The sequence below is a fragment of the Delftia sp. WSY_7 genome, assembly GCF_043104845.1.
In the GTDB taxonomy this organism is placed as follows: Bacteria; Pseudomonadota; Gammaproteobacteria; order Burkholderiales; family Burkholderiaceae_C; genus Comamonas; species Comamonas tsuruhatensis.
In genome coordinates this window covers 190599-205959 of record NZ_JBICLB010000014.1, presented here as the reverse complement: position 1 = coordinate 205959, position 15361 = coordinate 190599, and the positions used below count along the sequence as shown (strand labels likewise).

At 66.1% G+C, this 15361-nt stretch carries 16 protein-coding genes; 11 read left to right on the top strand and 5 right to left on the bottom strand.

The genetic code is table 11. From position 1 onward, the window contains the following. Positions 1-8: 8 nt before the first annotated feature. Genes ACF8ME_RS07205 through ACF8ME_RS07175 form a run of 7 tightly spaced genes read left to right on the top strand, consistent with a single transcriptional unit; the run spans position 9 to position 8037 of the window. Complete coding sequence (locus tag ACF8ME_RS07205) at positions 9-881, top strand: carbohydrate ABC transporter permease (protein ID WP_082001472.1); 873 nt, start codon at positions 9-11, stop codon at positions 879-881. After that, complete coding sequence (locus ACF8ME_RS07200; RefSeq protein WP_016446302.1) at positions 874-1758, top strand: carbohydrate ABC transporter permease; 885 nt, start codon at positions 874-876, stop codon at positions 1756-1758. The genes ACF8ME_RS07205 and ACF8ME_RS07200 overlap by 8 nt, the downstream gene beginning before the upstream one ends. A 28-nt stretch (positions 1759-1786) precedes the next feature. Next, on the top strand, positions 1787-2902 hold the full coding sequence (locus ACF8ME_RS07195; RefSeq protein ID WP_209668904.1) for an ABC transporter ATP-binding protein: 1116 nt from the start codon (positions 1787-1789) through the stop codon (positions 2900-2902). After that, positions 2899-4434: a GMC oxidoreductase gene (locus ACF8ME_RS07190; protein WP_392415852.1), complete on the top strand. Its 1536-nt coding sequence runs from the start codon at positions 2899-2901 to the stop codon at positions 4432-4434. Before ACF8ME_RS07195 ends, ACF8ME_RS07190 begins: the two co-directional genes overlap by 4 nt. Continuing rightward, on the top strand, positions 4431-5216 hold the full coding sequence (locus tag ACF8ME_RS07185; RefSeq protein WP_392415851.1) for a 3-ketoacyl-ACP reductase: 786 nt from the start codon (positions 4431-4433) through the stop codon (positions 5214-5216). Before ACF8ME_RS07190 ends, ACF8ME_RS07185 begins: the two co-directional genes overlap by 4 nt. 11 nt (positions 5217-5227) lie before the next feature. Next, the gene (locus ACF8ME_RS07180; RefSeq protein WP_392415850.1) at positions 5228-6841 is read left to right on the top strand and encodes a GMC family oxidoreductase; all 1614 of its coding nucleotides are present in this window, start codon (positions 5228-5230) and stop codon (positions 6839-6841) included. Between the two features lie 14 nt (positions 6842-6855). After that, positions 6856-8037: a dihydrodipicolinate synthase family protein gene (locus tag ACF8ME_RS07175; protein WP_392415848.1), complete on the top strand. Its 1182-nt coding sequence runs from the start codon at positions 6856-6858 to the stop codon at positions 8035-8037. A 78-nt stretch (positions 8038-8115) separates the two neighbouring features. Here the strand turns inward: ACF8ME_RS07175 and argC are convergent, their stop codons facing one another. Continuing rightward, positions 8116-9084, bottom strand: coding sequence for an N-acetyl-gamma-glutamyl-phosphate reductase (argC, locus tag ACF8ME_RS07170; RefSeq protein WP_392415846.1), 969 nt, complete (start codon positions 9082-9084; stop codon positions 8116-8118). 119 nt (positions 9085-9203) lie between these two features. On the opposite strand from argC, the gene ACF8ME_RS07165 reads away from it, so the two are divergent. Next, the gene (locus ACF8ME_RS07165; RefSeq protein WP_017407463.1) at positions 9204-10088 is read left to right on the top strand and encodes a LysR family transcriptional regulator; all 885 of its coding nucleotides are present in this window, start codon (positions 9204-9206) and stop codon (positions 10086-10088) included. Between the two features lie 109 nt (positions 10089-10197). On the opposite strand, the gene ACF8ME_RS07160 is transcribed toward ACF8ME_RS07165, so the two are convergent. Beyond that, the gene (locus tag ACF8ME_RS07160; RefSeq protein ID WP_074922946.1) at positions 10198-10614 is read right to left on the bottom strand and encodes a jacalin-like lectin; all 417 of its coding nucleotides are present in this window, start codon (positions 10612-10614) and stop codon (positions 10198-10200) included. Positions 10615-11453: 839 nt separating this feature from the next. Here ACF8ME_RS07160 and ACF8ME_RS07155 point away from each other — a divergent pair. Continuing rightward, positions 11454-12380, top strand: coding sequence for an NAD-dependent epimerase/dehydratase family protein (locus ACF8ME_RS07155; protein WP_047327461.1), 927 nt, complete (start codon positions 11454-11456; stop codon positions 12378-12380). Next, on the top strand, positions 12377-13072 hold the full coding sequence (locus ACF8ME_RS07150; RefSeq protein WP_392415844.1) for a type 1 glutamine amidotransferase domain-containing protein: 696 nt from the start codon (positions 12377-12379) through the stop codon (positions 13070-13072). The genes ACF8ME_RS07155 and ACF8ME_RS07150 overlap by 4 nt, the downstream gene beginning before the upstream one ends. A gap of 25 nt (positions 13073-13097) precedes the next feature. Here the strand turns inward: ACF8ME_RS07150 and ACF8ME_RS07145 are convergent, their stop codons facing one another. Next, the gene (locus ACF8ME_RS07145; protein WP_392415842.1) at positions 13098-13592 is read right to left on the bottom strand and encodes a MerR family transcriptional regulator; all 495 of its coding nucleotides are present in this window, start codon (positions 13590-13592) and stop codon (positions 13098-13100) included. A gap of 299 nt (positions 13593-13891) precedes the next feature. Here ACF8ME_RS07145 and ACF8ME_RS07140 point away from each other — a divergent pair, with 299 nt between their 5' ends. Beyond that, positions 13892-14383, top strand: a complete 492-nt coding sequence (locus ACF8ME_RS07140) for a hypothetical protein (RefSeq protein WP_016446290.1) — start codon at positions 13892-13894, stop codon at positions 14381-14383. 87 nt (positions 14384-14470) lie between these two features. On the opposite strand, the gene ACF8ME_RS07135 is transcribed toward ACF8ME_RS07140, so the two are convergent. Both ACF8ME_RS07135 and ACF8ME_RS07130 read right to left on the bottom strand, forming a co-directional pair. Continuing rightward, entirely contained in the window at positions 14471-15079 is a 609-nt protein-coding gene (locus ACF8ME_RS07135; protein ID WP_392415840.1) for a DUF4337 domain-containing protein, read from the bottom strand. Between the two features lie 100 nt (positions 15080-15179). Next, positions 15180-15359 (bottom strand): DUF2256 domain-containing protein, encoded by a 180-nt coding sequence (locus ACF8ME_RS07130; protein WP_013801983.1) that lies wholly within the window; start codon positions 15357-15359, stop codon positions 15180-15182. Positions 15360-15361 lie beyond the last annotated feature (2 nt).

The window sequence follows — 15361 nt, the reverse complement described above, 5'->3', positions numbered from 1 at the left end:
ACCCTGCCATGAAGGCCGGCTGGCTCCCCAGGCTGCTGCTCAGCCCCAGCGTGCTGCTCACGCTGGTGTGCGTGTACGGATGCATTCTGTTCACGGTCTATCTGTCGTTCACGGCATCGACCCTGCTGCCGCGCCATGAATGGGCCGGCACCGCTGCCTACACGCGGCTGCTGGGGCTGGAGAACTGGAAGATCTCGGCGAACAACCTCGCGGTGTTCGCCAGCCTCTACATCGCCATTGCCATGGCGCTGGGCCTGGTACTGGCCATCCTGATCGACCAGAAGATCCGCGCCGAGGCCGTGCTGCGCTCCATCTTCCTGTACCCCATGGCCCTGTCCTTCATCGTCACGGGAACGGCGTGGAAATGGCTGCTCGACCCCGGCGTGGGCCTGGAAAAATCCATGCACCTGCTGGGCTGGCAGGGCTTTGCGTTCGGCTGGATCAAGGACGGCGACATGGCCATCTACTGCGTGGTCATCGCCGCCGTGTGGCAGACCAGCGGCTTTGCCATGGCCCTGTTCCTGGCGGGCCTGCGCGGGGTGGACTCCGAGCAGATCCATGCGGCGCGGCTCGATGGCGCGCGCACCTGGCAGGTCTACTGGCGCATCGTCCTGCCGCAATTGGGGCCGGTTTTCGTATCGGCCTTCGTGATCCTGGCGCACATGGCCATCAAGTCCTATGACCTGGTGATTGCGCTGACCAATGGCGGGCCAGGCCGCTCGACCTGGCTGCCCTCGGTGTTCATGTACCAGTACTCGTTCACCCGCAACGAGATGGCCGTGGGCGCGGCCAGCTCGGTGCTGATGCTGCTGGCCGTGGGCGCCATCGTCCTGCCCTATCTCTGGGGCGCCATGCGCAGCGCAGGAGGTCGCCATGACTGAGCTGCGCACACCCTGGTCCGTGACACGGCGGCTTCAGCCCTGGCGCGTGCTGCTGTATGCGGCGCTGGTCCTGCTGGCGGCGGTCTTCCTGCTGCCGGTCTATGTGATGCTGGCCAATTCGTTCAAGCCGCTCGACGAGATCCGCAGCGGCCACCTGCTGGCGCTGCCCGGCCAGTGGACGCTGGCGCCCTGGCGCAGCGCCTGGAGCACGGCGCAGATCGGCGTGCAGGCCACGGGGCTGCGGCCGTTCTTCCTCAATTCCTTCCTGGTGGCCGTGCCATCCGTGCTGCTGTCCACGGCCCTGGGCGCGCTCAACGGCTGCATCCTGACCCAGTTCCGTTTCCGGGGGGCGGACCTGCTGTTCGGCGCCATCTTGCTGTCGGTCTTCATTCCATTCCAGATCGTGCTGATCCCCATGGCCAAGATGCTGGGGGCGCTGGGCCTGGCGGGCAGCCTCAAGGGCCTGGTCTTCGTCAACACGGTGTACGGCATAGGCTTCACCACGCTGTTCTTTCGCAACTACTACGCGGCCTTCCCGGCCGAGCTGGTGCGCTCGGCGCGCATGGATGGCGCGGGGTTCTTCGGGCTGCTGTGGCGCGTGCTGCTGCCCAACAGCCTGCCCATCGTCGTGGTGGCCGCGATATGGCAGTTCACCAGCATCTGGAACGAGTTCCTGTTCGGCGCCTCGTTCAGCGATTTCAGCTCCTACCCGCTGACCGTGGCGCTGAACAACCTGGTCAACAGCAGCACCGGCGTCAAGGAATACAACGTCCACTTCGCGGGGGCGTTCATCGCGGCCTTGCCGACGCTGGCCGTGTACCTGGTGTCGGGCCGGTTCTTCGTGCGCGGGCTGATGGCCGGCGCCGTCAAAGGCTGATGCCCAGCATCTTGCAGTGAGGCATTCCATGGCATTCCTTGATCTCGACCGCATCCACAAGCGCTTCGGCGCGGCCAGCATCCTGCAGGACATCAGCATTGCCGTGCAGGAGGGCGAATTCCTGGTCCTCGTCGGCCCGTCGGGCTGCGGCAAGAGCACGCTGATGAACATCATCGCGGGCCTGGAGCCGCCCAGCGGCGGCCGCCTGGCGCTGGGCGGCCGCGACATCACCCACGCGGCGCCGGCCGAGCGCGACATCTCCATGGTGTTCCAGTCCTATGCGCTGTACCCCAACATGACCGTGGCGGGCAACATCGGCTTTCCGCTGGAGATGCGCAAGGTGGACAAGTCGCGGCGCCTTGCGCGGGTGCAGGAGGTGTCCAGGCTGCTGCAGATAGAGCACCTGCTGGGGCGCAAGCCGCGCCAGCTGTCGGGCGGCCAGCGCCAGCGCGTGGCCATAGGGCGGGCGCTGGCGCGCGAGCCGCAGCTCTACCTGTTCGACGAGCCGCTGTCCAACCTCGATGCCCAGCTGCGCGTGGACATGCGCGCCGAGATCAAGAAGCTGCATCAGCGCCTGGGCGCCACCATCATCTATGTCACGCACGACCAGATCGAGGCCATGACCCTGGCCACGCGCATCGCCGTCATGAAGGGCGGGGTGCTGCAGCAGCTGGGCACGCCGCAGCAGGTCTACAACCGGCCGGCCAACACCTTTGTGGCGGGCTTCATGGGGTCGCCGCGCATGAACCTGCTGCCTGCGCGCGTGGGTGAGGGGGCGGGTGAGGGGCAGGGCGGTCCCTTCCTCGATATCGGCGGCCAGTCCCTGCCCCTGCCGCAGCCGCTGGCCACCGCGCTGCAGGGCCATGCGGGCAGCGAAGTCATTGCCGGCATACGTGCCGAGGCCGTGGGCCTGGCGCCCGAAGGCGTGCCGGCCGCCCCCGGCCAGGGCCTGGCCGAGGCCCGCGTCGAACTGCTGGAGCCCACCGGATCGGACACGCTGGCCCTGCTGAAGCTCGGTGGCCATGCGTTCACCGCGCGGCTGCCGCCCGATGCGCCGTTGCGCGCCGGGGACAGGGCACGCCTGCTGATCGACCTGTCTCGGCTGGTCTGCTTCGATGCCGCCACCCAGGCGCTGATCGCATGACCGCCATGGCGCACAACGGGCTGGACTGCGATGTGCTCATCATCGGCTCGGGCGTGGGTGGCTCGGCCGTGGCCCTGCAACTGGCGGGCAGCGGTGCGAGCGCATGGGTGCTGGAGCGCGGCCCGGTGCTGCCGCGCGAGGCGCAGAACTGGGACATCGAGGCCGTCTTCGCCGAAAGACGCTACCAGACCGACGAGGTCTGGTACGCCAGCGGGCGGGCGTTTCGGCCCGGCATGTTCTATTTCGTGGGCGGGCACACCAAGTTCTACGGCACGGCCATGCTGCGCTTTCGGCAGCGCGATTTCGAGGCGGTGGAGCATGAGGAGGGCATCTCGCCCGCCTGGCCGCTGCGCTATGCCGATCTCGAACCCTGGTATGCCCTGGCCGAGCAGCTGTTCGGCGTGCGCGGCCAGGGCGGCGCCGACCCCACGGAGCCGCCGCGCAGCACGGCCTATGCCCATCCCCCGGTGCCGCACGAGCCGCTGCTTTCGCGCATCGAGCAGCGCTTGCGTGCCCAGGGCCTGCGGCCGTTTCCCATGCCCTGCGCCATCGACCTGGGACCGGGCGGGCACTGCCGGCGCTGCGCCAATTGCGACGCCGTGCCCTGCATGGTGGGGGCCAAGGGCGATGCCGAAACCTGCCTGCTGCGGCCTGCGCTGGCGCACCGCAATGTGCGGCTGCACACAGGCGTGCACGTTCAGCGCCTGCTCACCGATGCGGGCGGGCGGCGCGTCGTCGCGGCGGAGGTGGTGGACCGCGGCGTGGCGCGCCGCATCACGGCGGGGCTGTTCGTGCTCAGTGCCGGCGCCATCAACTCGGCGGCCCTGCTGCTGCGCTCGGCCAATGCGCGGCATCCGCGCGGCCTGGCCAATGGCAGCGACGTGGTGGGCCGCCACTACATGACGCACAACACCACGGCCCTGATGGCATGGCACCCGTTCAGGCGCAACCGCACGCGCTTTCCCAAGACGCTGGCGCTGCACGACTTCTATTTTGGCGACGGCGCGGGCGGCCCGCCGCTGGGCAGCCTGCAACTGCTGGGAAAGATCCGCGAGCCCATGCTGCGTGCCGCCCTGCCGGGCACCCCGAGGTGGCTGCGCAGCGCGCTGGCCGAGCGCAGTGTGGACTGGTACGCGCAAAGCGAGGACCTGCCCCACCCCAGCAGCCGCGTCACGCTGCGCGCGGACGGAGCCATCGACCTGCACTGGCACCGCACCAACCTGCGCGCCCACCAGCGTTGGGTGGCGCGCTGCGCCCAGATACTGCGCGGCACCGGCTACCCGCTGGTGCTGTCGCGCGGCTTCGGCACCGAGGTGGTGTCGCACCAGTGCGGAACGGTGCGCCTTGGGAGTGATCCGGCCACCTCGGCGCTGGACCCGCAGTGCAAGGCCTGGGAGCTGGACAACCTGTATGTGGTCGATGCGGGATTCTTCCCGTCCTCGGCCGCAGTCAACCCCGCGCTGACCGTGGCGGCCCAGGCCCTGCGCGTGGGCAGTCACCTGCGTCACCACCTTCAGGAGCTGCTGCCATGAATCCGCAATCGACGGCACGGCGCCCCGTGGCCCTGGTCACCGGCGGCAGCCAGGGCATAGGCGCCGCCATTGCGCTGCAACTGGCGCACGACGGCTTTGACGTGGCCATCACCACGCTGCAGGACGACGGCGCCAGTGACGGCGCCAGCGTCGCGCAGATCCAGGCCTGCGGCGCGCGTGCGCTGCGTGTTTGCGGCGACCTGGCCGACGTGCACGACCACGCTCGTGTGCTCGATGCGGTCTGCGCCTGGGGCGGTGTGCCGTCCTGCCTGGTCAACAACGCAGGCATGGGATCGCCGCGCCGCGGCGATCTGCTGGACATCCGCGCCGAGGACTTCGACCGGGTGATGGCCACCAACCTGCGCGGCAGCTTCTTTTTCACGCAGGCCGTGGCGCAGCGCATGCTGGCTGCGTCTTCGGGCGCTGCGCGGTCCATCGTCACCGTGTCCTCGGTCAGCGGCGAGATGGCGTCGGTAGAGCGCGGCGAGTACTGCCTGTCCAAGGCCGGCCTGGGCATGCTGACGCGCCTGTTCGCGCTGCGCCTGGCGGCGCACGGCATTGGCGTGTTCGAGCTGCGCCCCGGCATCGTCCGCACGGCCATGACGGCGGGTGCTGCCGATCGGTACGACGGCCTGATCGCTGCGGGCCTTGTGCCCATGGGCCGCTGGGGCCGGCCCGAGGACGTGGCGCAGGCCGCCAGCGCGCTGGCAAGCGGCAGGCTGGCGTTTGCGACGGGGTCGGTGCTGCATGTGGATGGCGCGCTCTCCATCGCGCGGCTGTGAGGAGGATGACCATGGACAGCTATGACTACATCATCACGGGCGCGGGCTCGGCGGGCTGCGTGCTGGCCAACCGGCTGAGCGCCGACCCCTCGGTGCGCGTGCTGCTGCTGGAGGCCGGGGGCTGGGACTCGCATCTTCTGTACCACTGGCCTGCGGGTTTTGCGCGCATGACCCGGGGCCGGGGCTCCTGGGGATGGCAGACCGTGCCGCAGCGGCATCTGAACCAGCGCGTGCTGCGCTACACGCAGGCCAAGGTCATCGGTGGCGGCTCGACCATCAACGCCCAGCTGTACACGCGCGGCGCGCCGGCAGACTATGACGACTGGGAGCGCCTGGGCGGCGCCACGGGCTGGTCCTGGCGCGACGTGCTGCCGTACTTCAAGCGTTCGGAGAACAACCAGCGCTTTGCCAACGAGTACCACGGCTACGGCGGCCCGCTGGGCGTGTCCTGCCCCGTCAGCCCGCTGCCCATCTGCGAGGCCTTCTTCCAGGCCGGCCAGGAAATGGGCATGCCCTTCAACCCCGACTTCAACGGCGCCGCGCAGCAGGGCCTGGGCTACTACCAGCTCACGCAGTGGAATGCGCGCCGTGCGTCGGCGGCCACGGGCTTCATCGATCCGGTGCGCATGCGCCGCCCCAATCTGACCGTCCAGCTGCAGACCCAGGCGCTGCGCGTGCTGGTGCAGGGCAGGCGCGCGGTTGGCGTGGAGGCGGTCTCGGGCACCAGCCGTACGCCTTTCAGCGTGCACGCCAGCCGCGAAGTCATCGTCTGCTCGGGCGCCATAGGCTCGCCCAGGCTGCTGATGCACTCCGGCATAGGCCCTGCCGACCATCTGCGCAGCGTGGGGCTGGCGCCTGTGCATGACCTCCCTGGTGTCGGCTCCAACCTGCAGGACCACCTGGACCTGTTCGTGATCGCCGAATGCACGGGCGACCACACCTACGACAAATACCAGCGCCCCTGGCACGCGGCCTGGGCGGGCCTGCAGTACCTGCTGCTCAAGAAAGGGCCGGCCGCCTCCAGCCTCTTCGAGACCGGGGGCTTCTGGTATGCCGACCCCGATGCGCTCGCGCGCTCGCCCGACATCCAGTTCCATCTGGGGCTGGGCTCGGGCATAGAAGCCGGAATGACCGGGCTGGAGAACGCAGGCGTGACGCTGAACACGGCCTACCTGCGCCCCCGCTCGCGCGGCACGGTCCGGCTCGCGGATGCAGACCCGGCGTCGGCGCCCTTGATCGATCCCAACTACTGGGCCGACCCCCATGACCGGGCCATGTCCATCAAGGGCCTGCGCCTTGCGCGCAAGCTGCTGGGCCAGCCCGCGCTGCGGCGCTACGTGCACGGCGAGGTATTGCCGGGCGGACATCGGGACAGCGATGCCGAGCTGTCTGACTACGCCTGCGCCCATGCCAAGACCGACCACCATCCCGTGGGCACCTGCCGCATGGGCCCCGAGCACGACCCGTACAGCGTGGTGACGCCGCAACTGCAGCTCATCGGCATGGAGAGGCTGCGCGTGGCCGATGCGTCCGTGATGCCCTTCATCCCCTCGTGCAACACCAACGCTCCCACCATCATGGTGGCCGAGAAGGCTGCCGACCACATCCTCGGCCGACTGGCTTGAGGCAGGAGACCCCCATGCAGATCCTCCTTCCCCGAAGCGACGGCCGTCTCGTGCCACTGGCCATGAAGGCCAGTCCCATCGCTCCCGCGGGCCCGGCTCCTGCCTTCAACCGCAGCGTCTACGCAGCGGCCCATTTGGTGATCGACCCGTTGGCAACCACGCATCCCTGGGATGGCCCGCCTGCCATCGATTGGGAGGCGACGCTGGCCTTCCGCGAGCATCTGTACCGCCTGGGCTTCAAGGTCGCCGAAGCCATGGACACGGCCCAGCGCGGCATGGGCCTGGACTGGCCATCGGCACGCGAACTCATCCAGCGCAGCGCGCGCCATGCGCGGGCAGTGGGCGGCCAGCTGGCCTGCGGCGCGGGCACCGACCAGCTGGCGGCGCAACCCGGGGTCACGCTGGCACAGGTCGAGGGGGCCTACCGCGAGCAGATGGATGTGGTGCAGGCCGAAGGCTGCCCCGTGGTCCTCATGGCCAGCCGCGCCCTGGTCCAGGCCGCGCGCGGCCCGCAGGACTATCTGCAACTCTATGACCGGCTGCTGGACGCTGCCGACCAGCCCGTGGTGCTGCACTGGCTGGGCGAGATGTTCGACCCTGCGCTGCGCGGCTACTGGGGCAGTACGGACCTGGTGCAGGCCCTTGATACCGTCGCCGCGCTGATCGCAGCGAAGGCGCCCAAGGTCGAAGGCATCAAGGTATCGCTGCTCGATGCGCAATGGGAGAGGGCGCTGCGCCGCAGGCTGCCTGCGGGCGTGAAGATGTACACGGGTGACGATTTCCACTACGCCGAACTCATGGCCGGCGATGGGACGGCAGCCGGTGAGGGCGGCCACTCCCACGGCCTGCTGGGCATCTTCGACCCCATCGCCCCGGTGGCGGCCGTGGCGCTGGCCGAACTGGCCCAGGGCCGCAGCGGGCGCTTCCGGGAACTGCTGGATCCCACGGTGGCGCTGTCGCGCGAGATTTTTTGCGCGCCCACGCGGCATTACAAGGCAGGCATCGTGTTCCTGGCCTGGCTCAATGGCCACCAGAAGCACTTCTCCATGGCCGGCGCAATGCAGTCTGCACGCGGGGCCGTGCACTTTGCCAAGGTGTTCGAGCTGGCCGATGCCTGCGGTGCGCTGGCCGACCCGCAGCGGGCCAGCGCGCGCATGAAAAGCTATCTGTCGGTGGCCTGTGGCGTCGAGGCTTGAAGCAGGATTGCCCGGATCTTGCCCCGTCTTCCCCAGGCCGGCAGCTCACACCGCACTCACTCCACGCTCACACCAGGCTCACACCAGGCTCAGGGATTCATCGCATCCCGGCTGCAGCATCGGCTGCAGCCCGAGCATCAGATCAAGGTTCTGCACCGCCGCACCGGCGGCGCCCTTGCCCAGGTTGTCGAACACGGCGGTCAGCAGCACCTGCTCTTCCTGCGGCTGTCCGAACACCGCGAGCCGCATCCGGTTGCTGCCATTGAGCGCACGCGGATCGAGCCGCTGCGCATCGGCGTCCTCCTCCAGGGGGTGCAGCTCGATGCAGGGCTGGCCCTGGTACCGCGCCTGAAGCGCAGCGTGCAGGCTGCGGGCGGTCACACCAGCGGGCAGCAGCCGCAGATGCAGGGCGATGGTCAGCACGATGCCTTGCCGGTAGTGGCCATAGGCCGGCACGAACACCGGCGCATGGGCCAGGCCGGCATGCTGCTGTATCTCGGGCACGTGCTTGTGGTGCAGACCCAGGCCATAGACCTGCAGGGGCACGGCAGTGGCGGCGGCAGCGCCCTCATGGTCCAGCAGCCCTGCGCGGCCCCGTCCCGAATAGCCCGATACCGCGTGAATGACGAGCGGGTAGTCGGGGGGCAGCAGGCCCGCGTCGATCAAGGGCCTGAGCAGTGCCAGAGCACCTGTCGGATAGCAGCCGGGATTGCTGACGCGCCGGGCATGGGCGATGCGTTCAGCCTGGCCTGCCTCCAGTTCCGGCAGGCCATAGACCCAGCCCGGCGCGGTGCGATGCGCAGAACTCGCATCGATCACGCGCACGCCGGGCCGGCGCACCAGCGCCACCGCCTCGCGCGCAGCCTCGTCCGGCAGGCACAGCAAGGCGATGTCGCAGTCGTTGAGCGCCTCGGCCCGGTGCGCCGTGCTTTTGCGCTGGTCGGCCGGCAGTTGCAGCAGGCGCAGGTCGGTCCGATCCGCCAGCCATTCGCGCACCTGCAGGCCGGTGGTGCCTTGGTCGCCATCGATGAAAACAAGAGAGGTCATGGGTTGCTCCGATTGGGTGTGGAGCGCATGGTGCAGCGCCTGCCGCATGCAGGCCAGTTGAATCTGACAAACTACGGATTCATGATTCCTGAATTGCTGGCAACCTGGGACACCGCACCATGCGCGAAATCAATCTGGACCGTCTGCGCACCCTGCTGACGGTGGCCGACCTGGGCTCGTTCGCCGCCGCCGCCAAGGTGCTGCACCTGGCGCCGCCCACGGTGACGCTGCATGTGGCGCAGCTCGAAGAACGTCTGGGAACTCGTCTATTGCACCGCGCACCGGCCGGCGTCACCGCCACATCGGCGGGCAGCCTGCTGATAGACAAGGCGCGCCAGCTCCTGGCCGAGGCCGACGATCTCCTGCAGACCGTGCAGCGCCAGATCGCCACGCGCGGGGGCCGCGTGCGCCTGGGCGCCTCCACCGGCGCACTCGCGCACCTCTTGCCCCAGGCACTGGAAACCCTGGCCGCCCGGCATCCCGAGATCGACGTGCAAGTGGCGGTGATGACCAGCGAGGAAGCCCTGGCGCGCCTGGCTGCCGGCAGCCTGGACATCGGCATCGTTGCCTTGCCGCAGCCTGTGCTGCGCGGGCTGCAGGTGCAGGCCTGGCGCCAGGACCCGGTGCTGGCCTTCATCCCGGCCGCCTGGAAGCCGCCGCGGCACATCACGCCCGCTTGGCTTGCGGCCCGCCCCCTGATCGCCAACGACCGTGGCACCCGGCTGTCGCGCCAGACCGCCGAATGGTTTGCCGCAGGCGGCGCCCGGCCGCAGGCACGCATCGAGCTGAACTACAACGACGCAATGAAGAGCCTGGTGGCAGCGGGCTACGGCGCCGCGCTGCTGCCCCATGAGGCCGGCGCACCGCAGCCTGACCCCCGCATCACCACGCGGCCCCTGCGGCCGGCACTGTCAAGGGCGTTGGGCATCGCGCATCGCAAAAGGCCGGATGACGACGCGACGACGGTGACGATTGAGGTTTTGATGGGGATGCGGGGGCGTTGATTGACAGCAGGAATCAGTAGAGCCGATGAGCGGACTGGAATAAACCTCGGCTTCATCCCAGTCCGTTTCGGTGCCTTGTTGATGCGATGGCACCATCACCGGCTTGACACTACGCTGGAATGAAAACGCCTATCGCGTCAACATTTGTGCCGGAACGACCAAAGAAGCCACCCGCTGCTTCAGCAGGAATGGGGCCGAAGGGTTTCCCTCCGTCGCCTCCGTAGGGGCCGTAGGACTTCTTGTTGGTGGTAATGGTCAGGGAATCAATTCGACTTCCGCTTCGCCCTTGTATCGTAACGATGTGCTCGTTGCTGCCAAACTCGATCACAGTTTCTTCACCGCCCCCGCCACCATGGCGTGCACCAGTGAGCTGTGTTCCGTCTGTCAGAAGCCAAGTGGTTTGGATGGCATCGACTCTGGCTCCGTGCCTGATCGAAATCCTCACAATTCGAACCACTTGGGTCAGATCATCGGAAAATTCGTCTCCACCCTGACCGCCGACTTGTTGACTTTTCTTGTAAGGCATATAAATCTCCGTTGTCAATCGCCCTTGGTTTTTTGGCTTCTACGGGGCGATGTTCATAGAAGCGTAAGGCTCGAAAGCCAGAAGCTGAATTCAATGATTGGCCGAATGGCGACAATGGCCGTAGTGCGCTTCCAGTGCAAATGAGGTGCGGTCGACAAGAGTACGCTCTGACGTTCATTGACCAAACGATCCATCCGAAATGCGCGAAGTCAACACGATTTGATTTCTGGATCTCAATAGCGGCACATCCGGTTTTTCGTCCTGTCATTGCGATCGCCATGGCAATATTTGCCACTGCCATCATCAGAGGACTTCAGGCCATTCATCGCTGGCGTTTCATTCTGTCACATTGAATAAGCGGCGTCCATCGGAAGTTGGCAATTCAATCGTTGGATTGAGAATGGCTTCTTCTTTTCAATGGTGGTGGTGCATTCTGATCGCATCAAATATTTGCTGTACACACATTGCTGCCATTGCTCTCATTGCACCCATTGCAGCAATTGATGCCGGTGTGCGGTGGCAGTCTTGATAAAGCCGACAAGTTCGGACCACAGATGAGCAACCGCAAAGAGGCAAGTCCGCCATCGCGGCTCATGCACAGGCGCTGCCGACCCGAACCGGGCCTTCACCAGGTGCACCAAAGCAGGCCGCAGTGTCCAGGCCCCAGGCCCCAGGCTCCCCGACATGATGGAAGTGCCGGGTTTCTTCAGACAGCCAGCGAGTCGGCAGGGGGCTTCGACCTGATATCAGGGACCTGCAGTTTTGCCGCTTGACCTTCAACTCAAGTTGAAGCTTAAGCTCCTTATCCTCTCATCACACAAGCTGCTGCAAGGATCGATATGCAAACCATTTTGGGCGCCAATGGCCAGATCGCTGTGGAGCTGGCGCGCGAGCTCCACCGCAACTACACGCAGAACCTGCGCCTGGTCAGCCGCAAGCCGCGCAAGGTGAACGATACGGACGAGCTGGTGTCCGCCGACCTGATGAATTCCGCGCAAACCCTGGAGGCCGTGCGTGGCAGCGAGGTCGTGTACTTCACCGCTGGCCTGCCACCAGACACCGAGTTATGGGAGGGGCAGTTTCCTGCCATGCTGCGCAATGCGCTCGATGCCACGCGGGCAGCGGGGGCCAAGTTTGTCTACTTCGACAACACCTACATGTACCCGCAAACCGCGCAGCGGCAGACCGAGGAAACCGCCTTTGCCCCGGTGGGCCGCAAGGGGCGCGTGCGCGCCTTGATGGCCGAGATGGTGCTGGCCGAGATGCAGCGCGGCGATATCCCCGTCGCCATTGCCCGCGCGCCAGAGTTCTACGGCCCCGGCAAAACCCAAAGCATCACCAACACCCTGGTGATCGGCCCGCTCAAGGCGGGCCAGAAGGCCAAAGTGCCGGTGCGTGACGACAAGCTGCGCACCCTGATCTGGACGCCCGATGCAAGCCGCGCCATGGCAGCCATTGGCAATGCGCAAGATGCGTATGGCCAGACCTGGCATCTGCCTTGCTGGGACGAGCGGCTGACCTATCAGGCCTTTGTGAACCTGGCGGCTGCAACCTTTGGGGTTGAGCCGCGCTACAAGGTACTGAGCCACCTGGCCATGGTGGTTGCTGGCTGGGTCTCCAAGCCCGTGCGCGAACTGCGCGAACTGCTGCCACGCTACGCGCACGACAATGTGTTTGATTCGTCCAAGTTCAAGCGCCGCTTTCCCGACTTTGCTGTCACCAGCTACGCACAGGGCCTCAAGCACATCGCGCAGGAGTCATCATGAGTACGCCACGTATCTTGCATGTCGTCACCAATGTCGCTCATTACGACGACCCTGCGCACGCCACAGGGCTGTGGCTGTCGGAGCTGACCCATGCCTGGGATGTGTTTGCTGCGCAAGGGTATCTGCAGCAACTGGTGAGCCCGCTGGGTGGCGCCGTACCGCTGGAGCCGCGCGCACTCCAATGGCCGCACTTCGATGCTTCGGCCAAGGCCTGGCTCGATGATCCCGTGCGCATGGCCCTGCTGGCGAACACTGCGGCACCTGCCGATATCGATGCGAACGATTTCGATGCCATCTACTTCACCGGAGGGCATGCGGTGATGTGGGATTTTCCCGATAGTGCGGGGCTGCAGCGCATCACACGCGGCATCTGGGAGCGAAGTGGCATCGTTGCATCGGTTTGCCACGGCTACTGCGGCCTGCTCAATACGCAGCTCAGCGACGGCTCTTTGCTGGTCGCGGGCAAACGGGTCACGGGTTTTTCATGGACGGAAGAAATCCTGGCCGGAGTGGCCTGGTCCATGCCCTACAACGCCGAGCAGGAGATGAAGATGCGCGGTGCGCGCTATCAGAAAGCCTTGCTGCCTTTTATGTCGTATGTGGTGGCCGAGGGCCGCCTCATCACCGGGCAAAACCCGGGGTCGGCCAAAGCGACTGCCAAGCAGGTGGTGCAGGCTTTGGCAAGGCGCTAGGGCCACGTTCCAAACTGGCGCAGGCCTATGCCGCGCTTGCCCGCTTCTTGTGTCCGGTGCGCATGAGCTTGCCCATTTTTTCTTCGGCCGCTGCTTCAGAGGCCAAGGATTCGGATTGCTGGGCCAGTACATGGGAGAGCACACGGCGTGCGTTGTCATGGCAATCCATGTTGTCTGGCCGCGCTTCAATATCGGACAACAAAGCCTGCAACTGCTTTTTGCTGGCCTGCAGCTTTTTCTCCATGGCCTTGATATCGGCAATTTTTTGGCGCAGCGCGCCCACGACGGCCTCATGGTCCCAGCCTTGCAGGCCGGGCGGCAAGAGTGCACGAATTTCATCCAGGCTGAAGCCCACCCCTTGCGCAATCGCAATCAGCTCCAGCATCTGCACCATCTCAGGCGGATAGCTGCGGTAGCCATTCGCGCCACGCTCAGCCGCTTGCAGCAGGCCGCTTTGCTCATAAAAACGAATGCGTGATGTGGACAGGCCTGTGCGTTTGCTCAGTTCGCCAATGTTCATACGTGACCTCGGCAGGGATGCCTTGACCTTCAACAAGACTTGAAGCTTATCGTACTCGCAAGCCCTTCGCTCCAGCGGCAATTTGCGGCGAGCGCAACGTGCAAGCGAGGCAACCTGACGCAGCTCGGTCAGCCGCTGACCAGCCTGCACGCCTGCTTTGACTGCCGTGGCTACCGTATCTGCCGGGTGTCATGGCCCCGTGGAAGCCGCCGCTTGCGCAATAGACCCCTGCGCGCGAACTGTATGGATGGACAGTAGAATTTCGGGCTCGATAGTTTCCACAAGGGAAGGGTCTGGACATGTCCGCAGAACTCGAACAAGAAGTCGTCTCGATCTTCGAAGACCGCCTTTGGCATCACAACGGCTGGGAGGCCCGCGTCATCAAGAATGAAGACGACGATGGCTGGGCCGTTGCCATGACCCAGGACGGCCAGGCGGAGCCAAGCCTGGTCGGCCCGTGGACCATGGGCCGCGACAAGAAAAATCCCAAGCCGCTGGACGTTTCCGCCTTCAACACGCTCGTGAAGACGGCGCACGAGGTGATGCGCCGGCATGAGCAGCATCTGGCAGCGCAGTTGCACAAGGATGTGCAGATCGTGGTGGGCGGGTCACGCGTGACCGTCTCTCTGGATATCGAGCCCGATGAGGACAATCCCAGCGCCACGCTCACCGCCACTGCCGCCGACGGCAGCGAGCTGGCCAAGGTGGGAGTCAGGCCGGACCATCAGCTCACCCGGACGTCTGCGCAAGCGTGGGCAGAGGCAGGCTACCCCCGTCCCAGCGAGGACTGAGCCGCGGGCAAGGCCGGGGAATCGGGGGGGCTGTTTCACAGCTGCCTTCCAAGGCGGATATGCGGCTTTGCGGCTTTGCCACACGCTCTAGATGTGCAGCATGGCCAGCCCGCCCACGCCAAGGCCCAGCGCTGCCACGCCGAGCATGGCGTATTCCAGCCATTTCTTCTTGGTCAGCAGCGCGATGGCTGCAAGGGCAATGGCGACCTGCAGCGCGGTGGTGGCCTGCGCCCAGCGGTGATGCAGGTGCATCTGCATCTCTGACTTCTCGTCCCATTGCCGGGCCTCTGCTTCCAGGCGGTCGGCATCGCGCTTGATGTCGTCCTTTTCCTTTTCGTAGCGCTCCACCTTGGCCTGGTAGGCCGCCCGCCTGTCCTCCGTGGTCGCCAGATCACGCGCGAAATCGGACAGCGATTGCTTGGTGCTCTTGGCCTGGAAGAAGGCCCACTGGTTGGCCGCTTCGGTCTTCTTGATGGCTGCGTCGTTCTTGTACAGTCCGGCATTGGCCTGGGTGGCGCCGCCCATGTACGCGAAGATGGCGCCCACCGTGGCGATGACTGCCGTGCACATGGCGATCTGGTTGGTCAGGCTGCCGCCGCCGATGCCGTGGTGGGCGGTGTGGCCATGCTCGCCCTGGGCAGCATGTTCGAGTTCGTGATCGTGTGGGCCGTGGACGTGAAAGCCGCCGGAAGACATAGGTGCCAATTCCTTGATGCAATGGGGTGGCGCATTATGGGGCCGGCCTGGCGGCAATCCAGGGCTCCAGAATGTGCGGGGCGCATGGCCCGCTTGGAGGTCAGCGCCTTGGCTGACGGCCTGCAGATGGGGGAGTGGGATCAGGCGGCAGTCGCGCGGTGCGGCAGCGCTGCGAGCAGTATTTGACCTCGTCCCAATCACGTGCCCATTTTTTGCGCCATGTGAACGCAAGACCGCAGCACGCACACAGCTTGGAGGGCAGGTGGGGCTTCTTGTGCATGG

Excerpts from the sequence above, each read along its gene's own strand:
- ACF8ME_RS07205 (WP_082001472.1), top strand. The coding sequence starts at position 9 with ATGAAGGCCGGCTGGCTCCCCAGGCTGCTGCTCAGCCCCAGCGTGCTG.
- ACF8ME_RS07200 (WP_016446302.1), top strand. The coding sequence starts at position 874 with ATGACTGAGCTGCGCACACCCTGGTCCGTGACACGGCGGCTTCAGCCC.
- ACF8ME_RS07195 (WP_209668904.1), top strand. The coding sequence starts at position 1,787 with ATGGCATTCCTTGATCTCGACCGCATCCACAAGCGCTTCGGCGCGGCC.
- ACF8ME_RS07190 (WP_392415852.1), top strand. The coding sequence starts at position 2,899 with ATGACCGCCATGGCGCACAACGGGCTGGACTGCGATGTGCTCATCATC.
- ACF8ME_RS07185 (WP_392415851.1), top strand. The coding sequence starts at position 4,431 with ATGAATCCGCAATCGACGGCACGGCGCCCCGTGGCCCTGGTCACCGGC.
- ACF8ME_RS07180 (WP_392415850.1), top strand. The coding sequence starts at position 5,228 with ATGGACAGCTATGACTACATCATCACGGGCGCGGGCTCGGCGGGCTGC.
- ACF8ME_RS07175 (WP_392415848.1), top strand. The coding sequence starts at position 6,856 with ATGCAGATCCTCCTTCCCCGAAGCGACGGCCGTCTCGTGCCACTGGCC.
- argC (WP_392415846.1), bottom strand. The coding sequence starts at position 9,084 with ATGACCTCTCTTGTTTTCATCGATGGCGACCAAGGCACCACCGGCCTG.
- ACF8ME_RS07165 (WP_017407463.1), top strand. The coding sequence starts at position 9,204 with ATGCGCGAAATCAATCTGGACCGTCTGCGCACCCTGCTGACGGTGGCC.
- ACF8ME_RS07160 (WP_074922946.1), bottom strand. The coding sequence starts at position 10,614 with ATGCCTTACAAGAAAAGTCAACAAGTCGGCGGTCAGGGTGGAGACGAA.
- ACF8ME_RS07155 (WP_047327461.1), top strand. The coding sequence starts at position 11,454 with ATGCAAACCATTTTGGGCGCCAATGGCCAGATCGCTGTGGAGCTGGCG.
- ACF8ME_RS07150 (WP_392415844.1), top strand. The coding sequence starts at position 12,377 with ATGAGTACGCCACGTATCTTGCATGTCGTCACCAATGTCGCTCATTAC.
- ACF8ME_RS07145 (WP_392415842.1), bottom strand. The coding sequence starts at position 13,592 with ATGAACATTGGCGAACTGAGCAAACGCACAGGCCTGTCCACATCACGC.
- ACF8ME_RS07140 (WP_016446290.1), top strand. The coding sequence starts at position 13,892 with ATGTCCGCAGAACTCGAACAAGAAGTCGTCTCGATCTTCGAAGACCGC.
- ACF8ME_RS07135 (WP_392415840.1), bottom strand. The coding sequence starts at position 15,079 with ATGTCTTCCGGCGGCTTTCACGTCCACGGCCCACACGATCACGAACTC.
- ACF8ME_RS07130 (WP_013801983.1), bottom strand. The coding sequence starts at position 15,359 with ATGCACAAGAAGCCCCACCTGCCCTCCAAGCTGTGTGCGTGCTGCGGT.